The organism is Nonomuraea sp. KM90 (assembly GCF_052246675.1).
In the GTDB taxonomy this organism is placed as follows: Bacteria; Actinomycetota; Actinomycetes; order Streptosporangiales; family Streptosporangiaceae; genus Nonomuraea.
In genome coordinates this window covers 25,362-43,659 of sequence record NZ_JBQQCB010000020.1, presented here as the reverse complement: position 1 = coordinate 43,659, position 18,298 = coordinate 25,362, and the positions used below count along the sequence as shown (strand labels likewise).

Here is an 18,298-nt window from a genome sequence, read left to right as displayed (position 1 = left end):
CATGCCGCGTTACGACTTCCGCTGCCGCGCCTGCGGCTCCACGTTCGAGGTCTCCCGCCCCATGTCGGCCTCCGACGCCCCGGCGACCTGCCCCGACGGCCACGACGACACGGTCAAGCTGCTGTCCACGGTCTCCATGACGGGCAGCGCGGCCGCCCCCAAGGCGAGCGGCGGCGGCTGCTGCGGCGGCGGGTGCTGCTCGTCCTAGACATCGGCGGTGGCCCAGGGGGCCGGCGGCGTCGCCGGCCGGGTCAGCGCGCGCACCGTCAGCCGGGCCAGCCGCTCGACGGTGTCGACGCCGCTCTCCATGTCCGGGCTGCGCTCCGACAGCACGGCCATCAGCAGGTCGTGCCCGCGTACGCGGAGCCGGCCCACGCTGTTGACCGTCCACAGCCCGTCGTGGACCTCGGTGGGCAGCCAGCCGTTCTTGAGCGCCACCGCACCCTCCTGCGAGGCGGCCGCGCTGACCCCCCACGCCTGTGACGGCTCCACCGACGACATGAGGTCGAGGGCGTAGCGCCGGCTGCGGGCCGGCAGCGGCCCTCCGGGGTCGGTGAGCCGCTCCAGCACCTTGACCTGGTCGGACGGCCTGCTGCGGGTCCATCCCCAGTACAGGCCCGAGCCGGGCCGCGTGTGCCGCACGTCCAGCCGGTGCAGCGCCCGGTCCAGCCCGGCCCGGCCGCCGATCGTCAGGTAGAGCTCGTGCGCGCAGTCGTTGTCGCTGTAGCGGATCATCCGTGAGGCCAGCGCGCGCTCGTAGCCGCTGAGCCGCTCACCCCGCTTGCCGAGCAGGAACGCCAGCAGGATGTCCACCTTGGCCACGCTGGCCAGCAGGAACGGCGTGCGCTCGCGGAAGGCGTACCTGGCCCCGGTCGTGCGGTCGTAGACGGCCAGGGCGGCCCGCCCGGGACGGTCACGCAGGTAGCGTGCCAGTGCCCGGTCGAGCGCCCGTCGCTCGGCCGGGGGCAGCTCGCCTCCGTCGGCGGTCTCCGGCGTCAGCGACACGGGAGTGGGAAGGGGCACCGCGTCCGGCGGCGCCGTACAGCCGGTGCCCACGACCAGCAGGGCGACCAGCAGGGCGGCGAAGAGCGAGGACTCCCGTACGCGCATGTGCGGGAGCCTGCCAGCCGCCACCCCAAAGGCCGGGGCCCGTCAGGTCAACGGACGGTCAGTTTCACGCGGCCGTGATGGCGCGCCGCTTGCGGCGCTGGAACGGCAGGAACCGGTCGGCCAGGTGCGGCCGGGACGGCGTGAGCGTGGGCTCGACCGCGATGATCCGGTCGAACCGGAACGCCCTGATCGCCCGGCGCATCCTGCACACGCCGACCAGATACCAGTATTCGCGGTGCACCAGGCACGTCACCGGCTCGACGTCGCGCGCGGTGATCGTGCCGGAGGCGTCGCGGTAGTGCAGGCGGATGTTGAGACGGCTGGTGATGGCGTCGGCCATGAGCCTGGCCCGGGAGGCCACGTCGGTGGGCAGCGGCTCGGTGAGGGTCGCGAGCGTGGTGGCGATGACGTCGTCGTCGAGCTCCAGGTGCTCGAATGCGTGCTGCAGGCCGCGCCTTGCGGTGACGGCCTGGGGGCCCGCTCCGAGGTGAGCGAGGGAGAGGGCGAGTGCGGCGATCTCGGCGGTCGTCAGCGGGCGAGTATCGTGCTTCACGACTGTCGTCATACCCCAAGAATAGGGATGACCACCGACATTTTTCGAAAACCTGTGCGGCGGATATGGCTTCCGCCGCACAGGCATCAGGGTTGTCGCGAGAGCTGCGACAGGTCGCGCGAGGCGCCCGTCGAGGCGGACGTCGTCATCGCCGCGTACGCCTGCAGCGCCACGCTCACCGGCCGGTTGCGGTCACGCGGCCGGTATCCGCCCAGCTCGGCCAGCAGCCGCTCGCGCCGCGCGGCCAGCTCGGCCTCGGGCACCCGCAGCTCCATCGCCCGGTTGGGGATGTCGATGTCGATGATGTCGCCGTCCTCGACCAGCGCGATCGCGCCGCCCTCGGCCGCCTCCGGCGAGGCGTGCCCGATAGACAGCCCGGACGTGCCGCCGGAGAAGCGCCCGTCGGTGATGAGCGCGCAGACCTTGCCCAGGCCCTTGCCCTTCAGGAAGGACGTCGGGTAGAGCATCTCCTGCATGCCGGGCCCGCCCTTGGGGCCCTCGTAGCGGATGACGACCACGTCGCCGGCCTTGACCTTGCCGCCGAGGATGCCCTCGACCGCCTGCTCCTGCGACTCGAACACCACCGCGGGCCCGCTGAACGTCCAGATCGACTCGTCCACCCCGGCGGTCTTCACCACGGCGCCGTCGCGCGAGATGTTGCCGTAGAGGACGGCCAGGCCGCCGTCCACGGTGTAGGCGTGCTCCAGGTCGCGGATGCAGCCCGCCTCGCGGTCGACGTCGAGGGTGTCCCAGCGGTTGTCCTGGGAGTAGGGCTTGACCGTGCGCACGTTGCCGGGCGCCGCGTGCCACAGCTCCACGGCCTCGGGCTTCACCGACGGCGAGCGCACGTCCCAGCCGGCCAGCAGGTCGCCCAGCGTGCCGCCGTTGACGGTGGGCAGGTCGCGGTGGAGCAGCCCGGCCCGGTCGAGCTCGCCCAGGATGGCGGGGATGCCACCGGCGCGGTGGACGTCCTCGACGTGGTATTTGTTCGTGGCCGGGGCGACCTTGCACAGGCACGGCACCCGCAGCGAGATCTCGTTGATCTCCTTGAGCCCGAAGTCCACCTTCGCCTCGCGGGCGGCGGCCAGGATGTGCAGGATCGTGTTGGTGGAGCCGCCCATCGCCACGTCGAGCGTCATCGCGTTCTCGAACGCCTCGCGGGTGGCGATCGAGCGCGGCAGCACCGACTCGTCGCCGTCCTCGTAGTAGCGGCGGGTGATCTCCACGAGCTGGCGGCCGGCGTCCTCGAACAGCTGCTTGCGGGACCGGTGCGTGGCCAGGATCGTGCCGTTGCCGGGCAGCGCCAGGCCGATGGCCTCGGCCAGGCAGTTCATCGAGTTGGCGGTGAACATGCCCGAGCAGGAGCCGCAGGTCGGGCAGGCGCTCTCCTCCATCTCCAGCAGCTCGGCGTCGGAGACGGAGTCGTCGGCGGAGGCGATCATCGGGTCGATCAGGTCGAGCTTCTTGCCCGGCGTCTTGCCGGCCTCCATGGGGCCGCCGGAGACGAAGACCGTCGGGATGTTCAGCCGGAACGCGGCGAGCAGCATGCCCGGCGTGATCTTGTCACAGTTGGACACGCAGATCATCGCGTCGGCGCAGTGGGCCTCCACCATGTACTCGACGGCGTCGGCGATCAGCTCGCGCGACGGCAGTGAGTAGAGCATCCCGCCATGGCCCATCGCGATGCCGTCGTCGACCGCGATCGTGTTGAACTCGCGGGGGATGGCCCCCGCCTCCCGGATCGCGTCGGACACCACCTTGCCGACGTCCTGCAGGTGCACGTGGCCCGGCACGAACTGGGTGAAGCTGTTGGCCACCGCGATGATGGGCTTGCCGAAATCGCTCCCGGCTACGCCGGTCGCCCGGAGCAGGGCCCGGGCACCGGCCATATTCCTGCCGTGGGTGACTGTACGTGACCTGAGGGCGGGCATTGGGCATCTCCCATCGCTAGCGAGTCTTCACATGTTACGGCCACCGCCCGGTGACTGAGACGCCTGTCCACAGATCGGACGCTTGGTTACCGGATCGTGCCGGAATCGAAGCCGACGGCGCTCGAACTCGTGTTAGAGAGATCAGATGAGCCACGGGGCAGCCATGCTGGACGACTCCGCCCGGGTCGGCAACTTCATTCACACGATAGACCGCCTGTGCCGCAGACCGGCCAGGGGTGAGGGAGTCCAGGACTCGCCACACGTCGCCAGACGGCCCCTGCTGGCCTCCTGGCGCAGGGGGACGGACGACGGGCAGCACACCGGCCGGAGGGGGATCCCGCTCGTCCAGCTCAGCGAGGCGGGCGACTGGCCGGCGGTGCTGGCGCCCCGGAAGACGGCGCAGAAGACGGGGCAGAAGACGGCGCGGGAGCCGGGGAAGGACGGATCCGCCACCCACGTCATCTCGCCGGGGATCCCGCGCGCCAATCCGGACATCCAGCCGGGCGAGCCGGTGCCGAAGATGCTCTCCCGGATCGTGTCCGCGCTGCGCAGCAACCGGTTGCGCTTCCCGCGATACCGGCTGGTCGCGCTGCTCGTCGAGCAGCTCGAGGAGACGCACGGCCGGGAGGAGCACGCCCGCCGCGTCCTGCGCGAGGCGGACCGCACCTGGGGCTGGGGGGTGGACACGGCGGGCACGGGCGCGGAGCACGTCCCTTTCCCGGTCAACCTGCTGCTGCGGCTGTTACCGGGGTTCCTGCACGACCTGCGGCTCGGCGGGCGGGTCCCGGGGCTGGGCGGGCGCTTCCGCTGGCTGCGACGGGCGCTGTCGCGGGACGACCGTTCGGCGCCGGGCGTGCCGGCCCTGCTCGCGGACCTGGACCCGGCCGACGAGGACCGCGTCTCCCGGCTGCTGCTGAGGGCGTTCATGGACGATCTCGCCAGGCAGTACGAGCGCTCGCCCCTGCACGTCCGGGGCGCCGGTCACGTGTTCTACCCGCTCCTGCTGCTCAATGAGCACGGCGGCGCCCTGGTGGAGCTGATCGAGGAGCGGCGGGCGGACGTCGACAGGTTCGACCCGGTCGTGGTGGTCTCGTACACGCCCGACACGGTCCTGCTGGAGGACGACGAGGAGCCGCTGTGGATGCTCGTCCGCTGGCGCAGGGAGCTGGTCACCGCCGACGGCCCCGCGGCCTGGCGGCAGGTGCTGCGGACCCCGCTGGACATCTGCGCGCCGGCGCTGCCGGCCGACCTCGCCCGGTACGACGTCGCGGACCCCACCTGGGTGCCGCCCGCCCGCGTGGCGCCCTGGTGGTCGTCGTGGACCGCGATCGCGCTGTTCTGGATGGCCCTGGCGGGCGCTGTGGGCGCGTACGCGGGCCAGACCGCCGCCTGGCACCGCAACGCCTGCGCCACCGGCCTGTGGACGCCCTGGGCGGAGAGCGGCAGGCAGCTGGCCGGCACCGAGTGCGTCGGCGTGGCCGAGCCCGACTACCTGTTCGCGCCGGGCAACGCCGAGATGGAGCGGGTGCAGGCCGTCCTGCGGCAGGAGAACGAGCGGGCCGCCCGCCTGCACGAGGGCGGCGACCGGCCGTACGTGACGATCGTCTACCTGGCCGCGCTGACTTCCTCCGACCGTGACACGCTGGCGGCCGCCCGCGAGGGCCTGGCGGGCGTCGCGATCGCCCAGAAGCGGCAGAACGGCGCGGCGGGTCCCAGCGAGCCGCTCGTACGCATCCTGCTGGCCAACGCCGGGGGCCGGATGCAGCACGGCTCGCGCATCGCGCGGCTGCTGCTGCGCTACCGCGACGACGAGGCGCCCATCGTGGGCGTGGTGGGCCTGGACCAGAGCCGCCAGGAGACCGTCGCGGCCATCCAGGAGCTGGGCAAGGCCGGGTTACCGATGGTGGCCTCCACGCTGTCGGCCGACCGGCTGGTCAGCGACTCGCCGTTCTACTTCCAGGTGGCGCCGCAGAACTCCCGGCAGGCGTGGATGGCCGCGGCCTTCGCCGACTCGCTGGTCCGCGAGGGCGAGATCAAGCGGCGGGCCCGCGTCTACTACTCGCACGACGAGACCGACTACTACGCCGCCAACCTCAGGACCCGGGTCCTGGCCCGGCTGAAGGAGCGCGGGTTCGCGGCCGAGGGCCACCGCTTCACGCCGGTCGGGTCGGCCAAGCCGGGCGCGGCGGACAGGAGCGAGGACGCCTACGCGGGCGAGCCGAGGGACGCGGGCGTGTCGGCCTGCGGGTTCGACGGGCTGGTCTACTTCGCCGGGCGCGGCATCCCCGACTTCGCGGAGTTCGTGAAGGGGGTGGCCGACAAGTGCGCGGGCTCGCCGCCGACCATCCTCGGGGGCGACGACGTCACCAGGTACGTCGCCGACGTACGCGTCCGGTCGGCCGTCACCGGCATCGGCTACTACTACGAGTCGTTCGCCGCGGCCCCCAACAGGTGCGGCGAGCCGCAGCGGCACGACTTCTACACCGACCTGTTCGCCACCTTCCCCTTCGAGTGCGAGGAGCCGGGGCCCGGCCGGACGCTGGACGGGCACGCCGCCCTGTCGTACGACGCCACCGAGACGATGATCACCGCGATCCGGCGGCTCGGGAAGGAGCGCCACCGCGTCCCGGTGAACTCCTACACCGTCTGGCGCCAGCTCGGCACCCTGCACACCCCCGACCAGAGCGGCCACGCCATCGAGGGCGCCACCGGCGCGCTGGACTTCGGCGCGGCCTCGCCCCGGCAGTACCCGGTGGACAAGGCCGTGCTGATCCTGCACGCCAAGGGCGCCGAGCGCCCCACCCAGGTCGGGGCGTGCGGCAACATCACCCGGGCCACCCGGTCGGAGTTCTTCCCGTGGTGCGACTCGATCCCGGAGATCTACCGCTAGGCCGGCAGCCGTACGGCGGCGAGCTGGGTCGCCTGGCCCACCAGACGGCCCTTGTCGTCCCAGACGTGGGCCACCTCGTCCATCCGGTCGCCGCCGACGTCCGTGGCCGACAGCCGTACCCGGATCGGCCCGGGGGCGGGCAGCCGGCGGATGTACGCCGAGAGCTGGATCGTCGGCACCCACCCCGACAGCCCCAGGTCGAACGAGACCGGCGGCACCGGGTCGAGCGCCACCAGCAGGCTCAGCGGGTCCCAGTCGGAGCCGTCGGCCAGCCGCTGCCAGCTCGCGATCACGCCACGCCTGGAGGGGGCGCCGAAGGCGAAGGCCAGGTGCTCGGGGTCGATGCGTTCCTCGACCACGGCCATCAGGGGCACGTGCATGCCCGCGCCCGGCGGGTCGATGGGGGCCAGGAAGCAGTCCTGCTCGGGCGGCAGGCGTACCGGCTCGTGCCCCGACCACCAGGGGTCCGAGTCGTCCAGCAGGCCCAGCGTGATGTGCGCCTCGACGCGCGTGCGGCCCTCCTGCACGAGCGCGGCCCTCACCTGGGCCACGCTCCTGCCCACCCGCAGCGTCTCGACCCGCGCGACGGCCTCGCCCGGCTCGGGCGGCTGGATGAACGAGCCGCTGACCGCGGTCACGTGCGGGTGCCCGGCCCCGGCGGGGCTCTCGCAGGCGGCCCGGGCCAGCACGCCCAGCAGGTAGCCGCCGTGCAGCCGGGTCCCGACGCTCCACTGCGCGTCCAGCACGGCGCCGAACTCGCCCTCGCGAAGCGCTGTCAATGCTGTCGCTTCCTGAAAAGTCCCCATTGTCGGTAAATCTCCCCTCCGCAGAAGGTCAGATTGACATCGTCAACTTGACGGCGTCAACCTGAGATCCATGACCACCAGACGCGTACGCGCCAGGCGCGGAGAGGGCGCGCTGCTCCGCGAGGAGATCCTGCGCGCGGCCGAGGACCTGCTGGCCGAGTCCGGCAGCGAGGACGCGATCACGCTGCGCGCCGTCGCCTTGCGGGCCGGCGTCTCCACCCCCTCGGTCTACCTGCACTTCGCCGACAAGGAGGAGCTCGTCGAGGCGGTCTGCCTGCGGGTGTGGGACGAGCTGGGCCGGCTGTTCACCGACAACCTCGGCGGTGACCCGTTCCTCGCCCTGGGCAAGTGCGCCCGCGCCTACGCCCGCTTCGCCCTCGACCACCCGGTGCAGTACCGGGTGCTGATGATGCGCCCCTCAGCGGCCCCCGGGGTGCCGCCGGCCGCCGCGCAGGCCTTCGGGCACATGGTGAACGCCGTCTCGGCCTGTGTGGAGACGCGGGTGCTCGAAGGCGATCCCGAGGCGCTGGCGCTCGGCCTCTGGTCGGCCGTGCACGGCTGCGTCTCCCTGCTGATCGCCCAGCCGTCGTTCCCGTGGCCGCACGACCGGGAGGCGCTGATCGACCACATCGTGCGGCAGGCGGGGTTCGGGGCGGCGGTCTACTCGCGGCTGCCGCGCCGGCTCCCCCCGAGCACGGAACTGGCCGCCCACCTCGACGCCTTCGGCGCGAGACTGGCGGCCAGAGTGGACGGAGATCAGCCCTCGCCGTAGCGGGCGGGCAGCACCTGGGCGGCGATGTCGTGGATCCGGTCGATCTCGGCGGCGGTCAGCGCCCGCTCCCGCTTGGTGATCCACCGGCGGGCGCGGTCGCCCTGGTAGACGTCCACGCCGCGAATCGTCATGATCTTCCATGGCACCGGCGGGCCGTAGATGGCCAGCGAGGGCACGACGGAGATCTCGCGGCCGAACGACTCGCTGATCAGCTCGCTGGCCCGCGACGCCTCCCACTTGGCCTCGGTGAGGCGGGGCTTCATGTCGAAGGGGCCGTGGAAGAGCTTCTTGCCCATCTGCACGCGTACGGGCAGGCGCCGGTCCCACTTCTCCGAGTCGACCGCGTACACGCCGGTCGGGCCCACCACGAGGTGGTCGATCTGGGCCTCGCTGCCCGGGATCGCCCTGGCGTGCAGGGTGCGGTAGCCGCTGCGCTCAAGTTTGCGCAGTTGCGCCTCGGTGCGGCGCTCCGCCACGGACGTCCGCCGCCACGCGGGCACGGACGAGCTGGAGCGCGCACGGTAGACCGCCTCCAGGACGGCCGCGATCACGCCCGCGGACACGCCCACCCGCCAGTCGCGCACCAGGAAGCCCACCGCCAGACCGACGAGGACCGCCAGGATCAGGCGGTTGCGCAGGCGGCGGAAACGTGGCTGCTGGAGCAGGCTGCGCGCGGACGCGCGCTCGACGGGCGCGTACGTTGTGGTGGGCGCCGAAGGCTTCGCGGCGGCGGTCTCATCCTTTTCTGGCCGTTCGCTCACCCAGATGGGAGACGCGTTGTGACCGTCTTCACGCTGGTTGTCGGAGTCCACGTAATTCACCGTAGCCCGGGGTTCTGTTCGATTCCTAGTGTTGCCGTGTCCATAGTTTTATGGCCCAGCTCATCGTGTTCCACGCGTGTTTTCGGGGTATGTCTACTGTTCTTCTCTAGAGAAGCCTAGGGTGCCGAACGTGCGAGAACTTCACGAGCTTTCCGCGCTCGAGCAGGCTCAGGCCGTCCGCTCCCGGGAGATCTCACCGGTCGAGCTCACCCGGCACTACCTCGACCGGATCGAACGCATCGACCCGCAGGTCGGCGCCTACGTGACCGTGACCGGTGAAAAGGCACTCGACCAGGCGCGCCGCCTGGAGCGCGAGCTCCCGGACGGTCCCCTCGCCGGAGTGCCGATCCCGGTGAAAGATCTTAACCTGGTGAAGGACGTGCCGATCATGTTCGGCTCGGCCACCTATCGGGACTTCGTGGCTCCGGTGGACGACACGGTCGTGACCCGGCTGCGCGAGGCGGGCACGGTCATGCTCGGCAAGACCGCCACACCCGAGTTCGGGCTGCCCTGCTACACCGAGACCTCCGTCTCGCCGCCCACCCGCTCGCCGTGGGACCCGCGGACGTCGGCCGGCGGCTCCAGCGGGGGAGCGGCCGCCGCCGTGGCAGCCGGGCTCGCGCCCGCCGCCCAGGGCAGCGACGGCGCCGGCTCGATCCGCATCCCCGCCTCGGTCTGCGGCCTGTACGGCATCAAGCCCACGCGCGGCCGCATCAGCTGGGCCCCGATCATCCCCGACCTGGCGGGCCTGTCCACCAACGGCCCCATCGCCAGGACGGTGGCCGACGCCGCGGCCCTGCTCGACGTCATGGCCCACAACGCGCCGGGCGACCTCTACCTGGCGCCGCCGCACGACGGGACGTTCCTGGCCTGCGCGGGGCGCGACCCCGGAAGGCTGCGCATCGCCCGTTACGCCGCTCCGGTCGTGCCGGGCACGGAGCTCGACCCCGAGGTGCTGGCCGCGTACGAGGAGGCCGCCAAGACGCTCGACGACCTCGGTCACGAGGTCGTCGAGATCCCCCGCCCGTTCGGCGCGGAGCTCGTGCCCGAGTTCGTCACCATGTGGTTCTCCTTCGCCTGCATGCACCCGGTCGCCGACGAGCACCACGACCTGCTCAGGCCCCTCACGCGCTGGCTGCGCGAGCGCGGCTTCGCCACCCCCGCCCCCGACTTCCTCCAGGCCCAGGCCCGGCTCCAGCTCGCCACCCGGGGCGCCCTGGAGCTCACGAACGCCTACGACGCCGTGCTCACCCCGACCGTCACCCAGCCGCCCAGGCCGGTGGGCTGGTTCGAGGACGGCGACGACCCCGAGCAGACGTTCGAGCGGATGAAGCACTTCGCCGCCTTCCCGGCCATCTACAACATCAGCGGCCAGCCCGCCGTGAACCTCCCCCTGCACTGGAGCGAGGACGGCCTGCCCATCGGCGTCATGCTGGCCGGCCGGGTCGGCGGCGAGGGCACGCTGATCTCTCTGTCCGCACAGATCGAGGCGGACAGGGGCGGTTTCTGGGGCGACCGGCGCCCGCGGGTCTGGTAAGACACGCAGGACAGGTCTGGCCGGACCCGCTCACGAGGATTACGGTCTTGGTGTGAACAGCGCAGCGGAGATTCTGCTCTTTCTCATCGGGGTGTCCATGGGGCTGTTCGTGCTGATCAGCCTGATCGTCATGGTGCCGGGGCGCGGCGCGCAACGCCGGATCGAGTCAGGCCCCACGTGGCTGGGCGGCCCCCTCAGGAGCGAGCGCGGGGTGAGCACGTCCGGACTGGTGCTGGCCGACCGGGTGGCGCACTGGGCGGAGGTGCCCGAGCACGACTGGGTGGCGGCGGCCGAGACGGCGGAGCCCGGCCGGCGGGCCGGCGGCGCCTCCGCGGGATGGTGAGGTGACGATGCGAGGACTGACCGCCGCGCAGGCCGACGACCTCCGGCAGGCGCTGCACACCGCCGAGCGCCGCAGCGGGCTGCGGTTCGGCTTGTTCCTCGGGGAGCCGGTGGGCGGGCGGCGGCACTTCGCCGAGCGCCTGCACGCCGCCCTGGGCGAGGAGTCCGACGACGCCGTGGTGATCTTCGTGGACCCTGTGGGCCGGGGCCTGGAGATCGTGACCGGCGAGCGCGCCCGGCGGCGGCTGAGCGACAGCACGTGCCGGCTGACCGCGATGTCGATGGCCACCGCGTTCAGCGTGGGGGACCTCATCGGCGGCCTGCTGTACGGGATCGGCGCGCTCGGCGAGCAGGCCACCCCGGCCCGCCGTTAGGTCCGCTCCAGCAGGGTCACGACGTGCGCGCTGACCCCGGCCAGCAGCGTCGCCGGCTCGATGGTCGCGTCCGCGACGGCCGAGAACAGCGCGGGCAGCCCCGGCAGCGGGAACCCGTCGTCCTTCAGCGCCGCCGTGCCGATCGGGTTCTTGTCGAGCGCCGCCCGGCTGCGCTCCCAGGCGTCGAGCACCTCCTCCGGCGACGGCACCCCGAAGCCGTGACCCACCGGGGCCGCGTGGCGCAGGCGTACGAGCGGGGTCTCGGCGAAGGCCAGCGCCGTACGCGCCCGCGCCTGCAGGTCGGCCCGCGCCTCGGGACCGATCCAGTCCATGGCCGTGCACGGGTTGCGGCAGGTGGCCACGCACACGCCCACCGCGCCCGCGACCTGGCTGTGCTGCCGGTCGAAGTACGCCCGCCAGCCCTCGGCCGGCTCCAGTGACACCCGAAGCGTCCGGTTCGTGGCCGACTGCTCGGACTTGGTGTGGTCGCACTCCCGGTCGCCGATCACGCCGAACCTGCTCCCGGGCGCGCTCAGCCCCGCCGGCCACCTGGCGGGGTCGCCGGCGTGGCCGAGCTGCGGCTCGAAGGCCAGCAGCGGCAGGTATTCGCTGGCGATGTGCACCGCGGCGATCATCGGGCTCAGCTCGCGCCGGTGCCACCGTGCGGCGATCACCTCCAGCAGCAGCCCGTACGCGGGACGGAGCGACTCCAGCGCGCCACGCGGCTGCTCGCGCGGGGTCTGCGGCATGTGGCAGGCCCGGGCGCGGCGCCGTAGGTCGGCGGGCACCACCCGGGCCTCGGCCGCGAAGTCCTCGGCGTCGAGCGAGAGCAGCCGGTGCCCGAACTCGCACACCTCCGCGATCTCCACGTCGGGCGCGAGCGCCCCCAGATCGGCGAAGGCGTAGCGGCGGGCGAGGGCGATGAACAGGTCACGAGTCGAGTCCACGCGATGACTTTCTCACGATCAGCGGGCTATTACGGACATGAAACCCATGGGTGCTATCCCGGGCACGGGGCGTGGATGCACTGAATTTCACCGGGTGGCCTGCTGATCGTGGGCTCGGACGTCGGCTCCTCCGGGCCCGGCGTGGTCGGCTCCTGCGACGGCTCCGGCTCGGAGGTGGTCGGGGTGGCCGTCGGCGTCGTCGCGGTCGGGGTCGCGGTGGCCGACGCGGTGGGGCTCGGCACGCGCGTGGCCCGGGTGGCCCGCGGGGTGGGCACGCGCTTGGTGGGCGGCGCGGACTGCTTCCGCGTCGCCGACGGCGAGGTCGGGACGAGGTCGGTCGCGGTGCCGCTGACGCTGGGCGGGCTGACCTCGACGCCGGTCGTCGGCTCGGCGGGCCGCAGCCACACCGAGCCGGCCACGGCCGCGGACACGACCACCGCGGCGGCCATGGTCAGCACCGCCCGCATGGTGCGCCGGCGGTGCGGCGCGGGCAGCGCGCCTGGGGTGGTCAGCGCCCGGCGCGCGGCCTCGCCCATCTGCGGGGCCGTCTGCCAGCGCGCGTCGGGCGTCTTCTCCAGTGCCCGCGTCACCACCTGCCGCGGGCCGGGGGGCACGCCGTCGGGCAGGCGGGGCATGGGGGAGTTGAGGTGCTTGAAGATGATCTGCACGGGAGTGTCGCCCTGGAACGGCAGATGCCCGCTCAGGCACTCGTACGCCACCACGCCCAGGGCGTAGATGTCGACCGCGGGCGTCACGTCGCTGGCGGTGGCCATCTCCGGAGCGCAGTAGCCGGCCGAGCACAACATCGTCCCCGTGGCCGTCAGATGACCGGCCGAGACCGAGTGGGCGATGCCGAAGTCGGTGAGCACCACCTTGCCGTCGGGCCGGACCATGAGGTTGGCCGGCTTGACGTCGCGGTGCACGATGCCCTGCGCGTGCGCGGCGGCCAGCGCGTCGGCGACCTCCGCGACCAGCCGCATGGTGACCTCGGTGCCGAGCGGGCCGCGCCGCAGCACGCGGTCGAGCGACTCGCCCTGCACGTATTCCATGACCAGGAAGCTCACCTGGCGCCCGTCGACCTCGCAGATGCCGTAGTCGTAGACGTCGACGATGCCGGGATGGCGCAACGAGGCCATCGCCCTGGCCTCGTTCTGGAAGCGCTGGGCGAACGTCGGGTCCTCGGTGAGCGCGGGCATGAGCACCTTGACCGCCACCGTGCGCCCGAGGACCGTGTCGTCGGCACGCCACACCTCGCCCATGCCGCCGCCGCCGAGGCGGCCGCCGAGCACGTAGCGGTCGTTGAGGGTGGTCCCGGCGCCTAGCACGGTTCGAGGCTAACACCACGCGTCGGATGCCCGTGTCAAGTCGGCGCAGCCGGCGGACCCGCGGGTCCACCGGCTGCGCAGGTCAGGCGGGGGTCAGGCGGACGCGGCGTCCTTCTCCCGGTTGCGCAGGGCGCGGCTCACGCCGTCGGCGCCCTCCAGGATGAGCCGGCGCAGCGCCTGCGGCGGCTGCCCGGTCGCCAGGAAGTCGTGCGCCGCCTGCACCGTCGCCGGCTCGATGAGCAGCGAGGGGAAGCAGCCCACGGCGAACGTCGAGGCCTGGTCGAACGTCCACTCCTGGTAGATGCGCCCCACCTCGGCGAAGTACTTGTCCCGGTAGGGGGCCAGCAGCTCGGGGTGGTGCGGCTCCTGGAAGCCGCCGATCGTGGTGCGGGCGATGTGGTTGGCCAGCTTGCCGTCCACGATCCGCTCCCACGCCGCCGCCTTGGCCTCGGCCGTCGGGATCGCGGCCCGGCACTGCGCGGCCGAGCGCTCACCCGTCGCCGTAGGGTCGCGCTCCAGCTCGGCGTCGATGTCGGCCTCGGCCAGCACGCCGCCGGAGACCAGCGCGTGCACGAGCGTCCAGCGCAGGTCGGCGTCCACGGTCAGCCCCTCGGGCACCGCGGAGCCGTCGAGGATGCCCCGCAGCACGCCCAGGTCCGCCTCAGAGGTCGCCACCGGGGCGAACGCCTGCAGGAAGGCGAGCTGTTGGTCGGAGCCGGGCGCGGCCGAGCCGAGCAGCGAGCGCAGCTCGGTGGCCAGCAGCGCCAGGCCCTCGGCCCGCCAGGCCGGGTCGGCGTACTGCTGCACGGCCATCCGCGCCTGCCGCAGCACCGCCTGCAGGACCGTGATGTCGGCGACCGTGCCGGCGCCGGAGACGACCAGCCTGACGTAGTCGCGCGTGGACATCTCGCCGTCACGGGTCATGTCCCAGGCCGCCGACCAGCACAGGGCGCGCGGCAGCGACTCGGTGAAGGCGGCGATGCCGCCGTCGACCAGCGTCCGCATCGATCCCTCGTCGAGGCGGATCTTGGCGTAGGTCAGGTCGTCGTCGTTGAGCAGCACCAGGTCGGGCTGCTCCTCGCCGATGAGCTGGGCCACGTTCGTACGGGCGCCGACCACGTCCAGCTCGACCCGCTTGGTCCGGGTCAGCTTGCCGTCGGCCAGCGAGTAGAGGCCGATCGCGACCCGGTGCGAGCGCAGCGTCGGGTAGTCGGCCGGCGCCTCCTGCAGCACCTCGAACCTGGTGAAGCGGCCCCCGGACACCTCGAACTCCGGGCGCAGCGTGTTGACCCAGGAGGTCTCCAGCCACTCCTTCGACCAGGACGACAGGTCGCGGCCCGAGGTCCGCTCCAGGGCGTTGAGCAGGTCCTTCAGCTCGGTGTTGCCCCAGGCGTGCTCGGCGAAGTAGTCGCGCACGCCGGCCAGGAAGTTGTCCAGGCCGACGTAGGCCACGAGCTGCTTGAGCACCGAGGCGCCCTTGGCGTACGTGATGCCGTCGAAGTTGACCTCGACCGCCTGCATGTCGGGGATGTCGGCGGCGATGGGGTGGGTGGAGGGCAGCTGGTCCTGGCGGTAGGCCCAGGACTTCTCCACGTTCGCGAACGTGGTCCACGCGCCCTTGCCCCACCGCGTGGCCTCGGCCTGGGCCAGCACGGACATGTAGGTGGCGAACGACTCGTTCAGCCACAGGTCGTCCCACCAGCGCATGGTGACGAGGTCGCCGAACCACATGTGCGCCATCTCGTGCAGGATCGTCTCGGCGCGCCGCTCGACCACCGCGTCGGTGACCCGGGAGCGGAAGACGTAGTCCTCCAGGAACGTCACGCAGCCCGCGTTCTCCATCGCGCCGGCGTTGAACTCGGGCACGAAGAGCTGGTCGTACTTCCCGAACGGGTAGCGCACGCCGAACACCCGGTGGAAGAAGTCGAAGCCCTGCCGGGTGACCTCCAGGATGTTGTCGGCGTCGAGGTGCTCGGCCAGCGAGGCCCGGCAGTAGATGCCCAGCGGGATGCCGTCGTGCTCGGAGGTCACCTTGTGGTACGGCCCGGCCACCAGCGCGGTGATGTAGGTCGACATGACCGGCGTGGCCGGGAACTCCCACCGCCTGGCCGCCTGCACGGTGCCGTGCCGGCCGGGCTGCTCGGGCAGCTCCGTCACGGTGGAGGCGGCGGCGTTGGAGACGACCTCCCAGCCGGCCGGCGCCAGCACCGTCAGCTGGAACGTGGCCTTGAGGTCGGGCTGGTCGAAGCAGGCGTACATGCGGTGCGCGTCGGCCGTCTCGAACTGGCTGTGCAGGTAGACCCCCTGATCCACAGGGTCGACGAAGCGGTGCAGGCCCTCACCGGTGCGCATGTAGCTGCAGTCGGCGTCCACGATCAGCTCGTTGGACTCGGCGAGCGAGGGGAGCGGGAAGCGGCCCTTCTCGGCGTCGTAGGCCGACACGTCGAGGGCCTCGCCGTTGAGGGTGACCTTGCGGACGTTGGCCCCGTGCAGGTCGATGAAGGTGGAGGAGCCCGGACGGGTGCCGGCGAAGCGGACCGTCGTGACGCTCTCGAAGCGCTCGTCTCCCTCCGTAAGGTCGAGTGCGACCTCGTACGACTCGACCTTCAACAGCCGGGCGCGCTCACGAGCCTCGTCCCGGGTCAGGTTGCCTGCCAAGTTGCGCTCCTTTTCACCACTTCGTCGGGGTTGTCCGTATCCTGCCATGCCGGGAATAGGACCCGAACCACCTCAGGTTACGGGCAGACATGACAGAGAAGATTCCCGTGGACCTGTGGTTCGATCCTTCCTGCCCATTCGCATGGGTTACGTCACGGTGGCTGCTCGAAGTTGAGAAAGTTCGGCCCATCGAGCCCCGCTGGCGGCAGATGTCGCTCTACTTCCTCAACGAGGAGAAGGACGTCCCGGCCGACTATCTCGAGCGCGCCGCCCAGGCCATGGGCTCCGTCAGGGTGGTGGCCGCGGCCGCCGCCAAGCACGGCGACCAGGTCGTCGGGCCGCTCTACACCGGGCTCGGCACGCGCCTGCACGATCAGGGCCTCGGCAAGGAGCCGGAGCGCCTGCGCGAGGTCATCGAGGGCGCGCTCGAGGACGCCGGGCTCGACCGCGGCCTCGCCGAGGTCATGCACTCCGAGGAGTGGGACGGCATCATCCGCGCGTCGCACGACGAGGGCATCGGCCTGGTCGGCCAGGAGGTCGGCACCCCGATCATCCGCGTCGGCGACAACGCCTTCTTCGGTCCGGTGATCACCAAGATCCTCCGTGGCGACGACGCGGGCAAGCTGTGGGACGGCGTGCTGGCCGTCACCCAGTACGACGACTTCTTCGAGCTGAAGCGCACGCGCACCAAGCGCCCGCAGTTCGACTGATCCCACCCGGGAGAAGAAAAGCCGGGTCGCGGTGGAAAGGGCTTATCCCCGAATCAGGATGGCCTCGCGTTGTGGCCCGGGTCACTGTCAGGATGGGGCTATGCGTCAGCTGTACATCGGCGGCTCCTGGACCGCTTCGGCATCGGACGAGCCCATCGAGGTCGTGAACCCGGCCACCGAAGAGATCATCGACCGGGTGCCCGCGGGCTCGCCCGACGATGTCGAGGCGGCCGTGAGCGCTGCCAGAAAGGCCTTCCCCGACTGGTCACGAACAGCCGCCGCCGAGCGCGGCAAGCTGCTCGCCGACGCGGCCGAGCTGCTGAAACAGCGTTCCGACGAGGTGGCCAAGACCATCGCCACCGACATGGGGGCGCCGCTGGGCTTCGCGCTCAAGGTGCAGACGCTCATGCCCACGACCGTCCTGGCCTCCTACGCCCGGCTCGCCGAGAGCCACCCGCGCGAGTCCCGCGTGGGCAACTCGCTGGTGGTCAAGGAGCCGATCGGGGTGGTCGCGGCGATCACGCCGTGGAACTACCCGCTGCACCAGATCGTGTGCAAGGTCGCCCCCGCGCTGGCCGCCGGGTGCACCGTGGTGCTCAAGCCGAGCGAGGTGGCGCCGCTGGCCGCGTACGCGCTGGCGGAGATCTTCGACGAGGTGGGCCTGCCGCCGGGCGTGTTCAACCTGGTCAGCGGGCGGGGGCCGGTCGTCGGCGAGGCGCTGGCCGCCCACCCCGAGGTCGACATGGTCTCCTTCACCGGCTCCACCGCCGCGGGCCGCCGGGTCTCCGCGCTCGCCGCCGAGACGGTCAAGCGGGTCGCGCTCGAGCTGGGCGGCAAGTCCGCCAACCTCATCCTGCCCGACGCCGACCTGGCCCTGGCCGTCAAGGTCGGCGTGGCCAACTGCTTCGTCAACGCCGGGCAGACCTGCTCGGCGTGGAGCCGCATGATCGTCCAGCGCGACCAGTACGACGAGGCCGTCCACCTGGCCGTCGAGGCCACCCGCGGCTACCAGGTCGGCGACCCCTTCGACGAGTCCACCCGGATGGGCCCGCTGGTGTCGGCGACCCAGCGCGACCGCGTGATCCGCTACGTCAACCGGGGCCAGGAGGAGGGTGCGCGGCTGGTGGCCGGCGGCACCGACCGGCCGCACGAGCGCGGCTACTTCGTCGAGCCCACGGTGTTCGCGGGCGTGGAGCCGGGCATGACGATCGAGCAGGAGGAGATCTTCGGGCCGGTCCTGTCGCTGATCCCGTACACGACCGAGGACCAGGCCGTCGAGATCGCCAACGGCACCAAATACGGCCTGGCCGGCGCCGTGTGGGCGGGCACCGAGGACCACGCGGTCGCGGTCGCCCGCAGGCTGCGCACGGGCCAGGTGTCCGTCAACGGCGGCCGGTTCAACCCGATGGCCCCCTTCGGCGGTTACAAGCAGTCGGGCGTGGGCCGCGAGCTCGGCGAGCAGGGGCTCGAGGAATACCTCGAGGTCAAGTCACTGCAGCTCTAGCCTCATGGTCCTCGTGGG

Annotated in this window: 16 protein-coding genes; 8 read left to right on the top strand and 8 right to left on the bottom strand. The window is 72.1% G+C overall.

What is annotated here, in order from left to right; genetic code table 11:
* The first annotated feature begins 1 nt into the window (after position 1).
* Positions 2-208: an FmdB family zinc ribbon protein gene (locus ACTWPW_RS22250; RefSeq protein WP_375116172.1), complete on the top strand. Its 207-nt coding sequence runs from the start codon at positions 2-4 to the stop codon at positions 206-208.
* On the opposite strand, the gene ACTWPW_RS22245 is transcribed toward ACTWPW_RS22250, so the two are convergent.
* The 3 genes from ACTWPW_RS22245 to ilvD form a co-directional block, all read right to left on the bottom strand.
* Entirely contained in the window at positions 205-1,110 is a 906-nt protein-coding gene (locus ACTWPW_RS22245) for a serine hydrolase (RefSeq protein ID WP_443169805.1), read from the bottom strand. The genes ACTWPW_RS22250 and ACTWPW_RS22245 overlap by 4 nt on opposite strands.
* Before the next feature lie 64 nt (positions 1,111-1,174).
* Positions 1,175-1,675, bottom strand: coding sequence for a helix-turn-helix transcriptional regulator (locus tag ACTWPW_RS22240; protein WP_364127305.1), 501 nt, complete (start codon positions 1,673-1,675; stop codon positions 1,175-1,177).
* Positions 1,676-1,749: 74 nt separating this feature from the next.
* The gene (ilvD, locus tag ACTWPW_RS22235; RefSeq protein WP_443169804.1) at positions 1,750-3,594 is read right to left on the bottom strand and encodes a dihydroxy-acid dehydratase; all 1,845 of its coding nucleotides are present in this window, start codon (positions 3,592-3,594) and stop codon (positions 1,750-1,752) included.
* 145 nt (positions 3,595-3,739) lie between these two features.
* On the opposite strand from ilvD, the gene ACTWPW_RS22230 reads away from it, so the two are divergent.
* Positions 3,740-6,484 (top strand): hypothetical protein, encoded by a 2,745-nt coding sequence (locus tag ACTWPW_RS22230; protein ID WP_443169803.1) that lies wholly within the window; start codon positions 3,740-3,742, stop codon positions 6,482-6,484.
* Here ACTWPW_RS22230 and ACTWPW_RS22225 read toward each other — a convergent pair.
* On the bottom strand, positions 6,481-7,263 hold the full coding sequence (locus ACTWPW_RS22225) for a thioesterase family protein (RefSeq protein WP_443169802.1): 783 nt from the start codon (positions 7,261-7,263) through the stop codon (positions 6,481-6,483). The genes ACTWPW_RS22230 and ACTWPW_RS22225 overlap by 4 nt on opposite strands.
* Before the next feature lie 97 nt (positions 7,264-7,360).
* On the opposite strand from ACTWPW_RS22225, the gene ACTWPW_RS22220 reads away from it, so the two are divergent.
* On the top strand, positions 7,361-8,062 hold the full coding sequence (locus ACTWPW_RS22220) for a TetR/AcrR family transcriptional regulator (RefSeq protein ID WP_443169801.1): 702 nt from the start codon (positions 7,361-7,363) through the stop codon (positions 8,060-8,062).
* On the opposite strand, the gene ACTWPW_RS22215 is transcribed toward ACTWPW_RS22220, so the two are convergent.
* Positions 8,047-8,874 carry a nuclease-related domain-containing protein gene (locus tag ACTWPW_RS22215; protein WP_375116178.1) on the bottom strand — a complete coding sequence of 276 codons (828 nt, stop codon included), beginning with the start codon at positions 8,872-8,874 and terminating at the stop codon, positions 8,047-8,049. The genes ACTWPW_RS22220 and ACTWPW_RS22215 overlap by 16 nt on opposite strands.
* A gap of 139 nt (positions 8,875-9,013) precedes the next feature.
* Here ACTWPW_RS22215 and ACTWPW_RS22210 point away from each other — a divergent pair, with 139 nt between their 5' ends.
* Genes ACTWPW_RS22210 through ACTWPW_RS22200 form a run of 3 tightly spaced genes read left to right on the top strand, consistent with a single transcriptional unit; the run spans position 9,014 to position 11,136 of the window.
* Entirely contained in the window at positions 9,014-10,420 is a 1,407-nt protein-coding gene (locus ACTWPW_RS22210) for an amidase (protein WP_375116179.1), read from the top strand.
* Positions 10,421-10,472: 52 nt separating this feature from the next.
* Complete coding sequence (locus ACTWPW_RS22205) at positions 10,473-10,763, top strand: hypothetical protein (protein ID WP_364127321.1); 291 nt, start codon at positions 10,473-10,475, stop codon at positions 10,761-10,763.
* Positions 10,764-10,770: 7 nt separating this feature from the next.
* Positions 10,771-11,136: a DUF5130 family protein gene (locus tag ACTWPW_RS22200; RefSeq protein ID WP_375116180.1), complete on the top strand. Its 366-nt coding sequence runs from the start codon at positions 10,771-10,773 to the stop codon at positions 11,134-11,136.
* Here the strand turns inward: ACTWPW_RS22200 and ACTWPW_RS22195 are convergent.
* The 3 genes from ACTWPW_RS22195 to pepN form a co-directional block, all read right to left on the bottom strand.
* On the bottom strand, positions 11,133-12,083 hold the full coding sequence (locus ACTWPW_RS22195; protein WP_364127325.1) for a hypothetical protein: 951 nt from the start codon (positions 12,081-12,083) through the stop codon (positions 11,133-11,135). The two genes, ACTWPW_RS22200 and ACTWPW_RS22195, sit on opposite strands and share 4 nt — an antisense overlap.
* 53 nt (positions 12,084-12,136) lie before the next feature.
* Positions 12,137-13,408 carry a protein kinase domain-containing protein gene (locus ACTWPW_RS22190; protein ID WP_443169800.1) on the bottom strand — a complete coding sequence of 424 codons (1,272 nt, stop codon included), beginning with the start codon at positions 13,406-13,408 and terminating at the stop codon, positions 12,137-12,139.
* Positions 13,409-13,501: 93 nt separating this feature from the next.
* Positions 13,502-16,066 carry an aminopeptidase N gene (pepN, locus tag ACTWPW_RS22185; RefSeq protein WP_443169799.1) on the bottom strand — a complete coding sequence of 855 codons (2,565 nt, stop codon included), beginning with the start codon at positions 16,064-16,066 and terminating at the stop codon, positions 13,502-13,504.
* Between the two features lie 89 nt (positions 16,067-16,155).
* Between pepN and ACTWPW_RS22180 the strand changes: the two genes are divergently transcribed.
* Both ACTWPW_RS22180 and ACTWPW_RS22175 read left to right on the top strand, forming a co-directional pair.
* Positions 16,156-16,776, top strand: a complete 621-nt coding sequence (locus ACTWPW_RS22180; protein WP_443169798.1) for a mycothiol-dependent nitroreductase Rv2466c family protein — start codon at positions 16,156-16,158, stop codon at positions 16,774-16,776.
* A gap of 100 nt (positions 16,777-16,876) precedes the next feature.
* Positions 16,877-18,280: an aldehyde dehydrogenase family protein gene (locus tag ACTWPW_RS22175; protein WP_443169797.1), complete on the top strand. Its 1,404-nt coding sequence runs from the start codon at positions 16,877-16,879 to the stop codon at positions 18,278-18,280.
* The last annotated feature ends 18 nt before the right edge of the window (positions 18,281-18,298 follow it).

Excerpts from the sequence above, each read along its gene's own strand:
- ACTWPW_RS22250 (WP_375116172.1), top strand. The coding sequence starts at position 2 with ATGCCGCGTTACGACTTCCGCTGCCGCGCCTGCGGCTCCACGTTCGAG.
- ACTWPW_RS22245 (WP_443169805.1), bottom strand. The coding sequence starts at position 1,110 with ATGCGCGTACGGGAGTCCTCGCTCTTCGCCGCCCTGCTGGTCGCCCTG.
- ACTWPW_RS22240 (WP_364127305.1), bottom strand. The coding sequence starts at position 1,675 with ATGACGACAGTCGTGAAGCACGATACTCGCCCGCTGACGACCGCCGAG.
- ilvD (WP_443169804.1), bottom strand. The coding sequence starts at position 3,594 with ATGCCCGCCCTCAGGTCACGTACAGTCACCCACGGCAGGAATATGGCC.
- ACTWPW_RS22230 (WP_443169803.1), top strand. The coding sequence starts at position 3,740 with ATGAGCCACGGGGCAGCCATGCTGGACGACTCCGCCCGGGTCGGCAAC.
- ACTWPW_RS22220 (WP_443169801.1), top strand. The coding sequence starts at position 7,361 with ATGACCACCAGACGCGTACGCGCCAGGCGCGGAGAGGGCGCGCTGCTC.
- ACTWPW_RS22200 (WP_375116180.1), top strand. The coding sequence starts at position 10,771 with ATGCGAGGACTGACCGCCGCGCAGGCCGACGACCTCCGGCAGGCGCTG.
- ACTWPW_RS22180 (WP_443169798.1), top strand. The coding sequence starts at position 16,156 with ATGACAGAGAAGATTCCCGTGGACCTGTGGTTCGATCCTTCCTGCCCA.
- ACTWPW_RS22175 (WP_443169797.1), top strand. The coding sequence starts at position 16,877 with ATGCGTCAGCTGTACATCGGCGGCTCCTGGACCGCTTCGGCATCGGAC.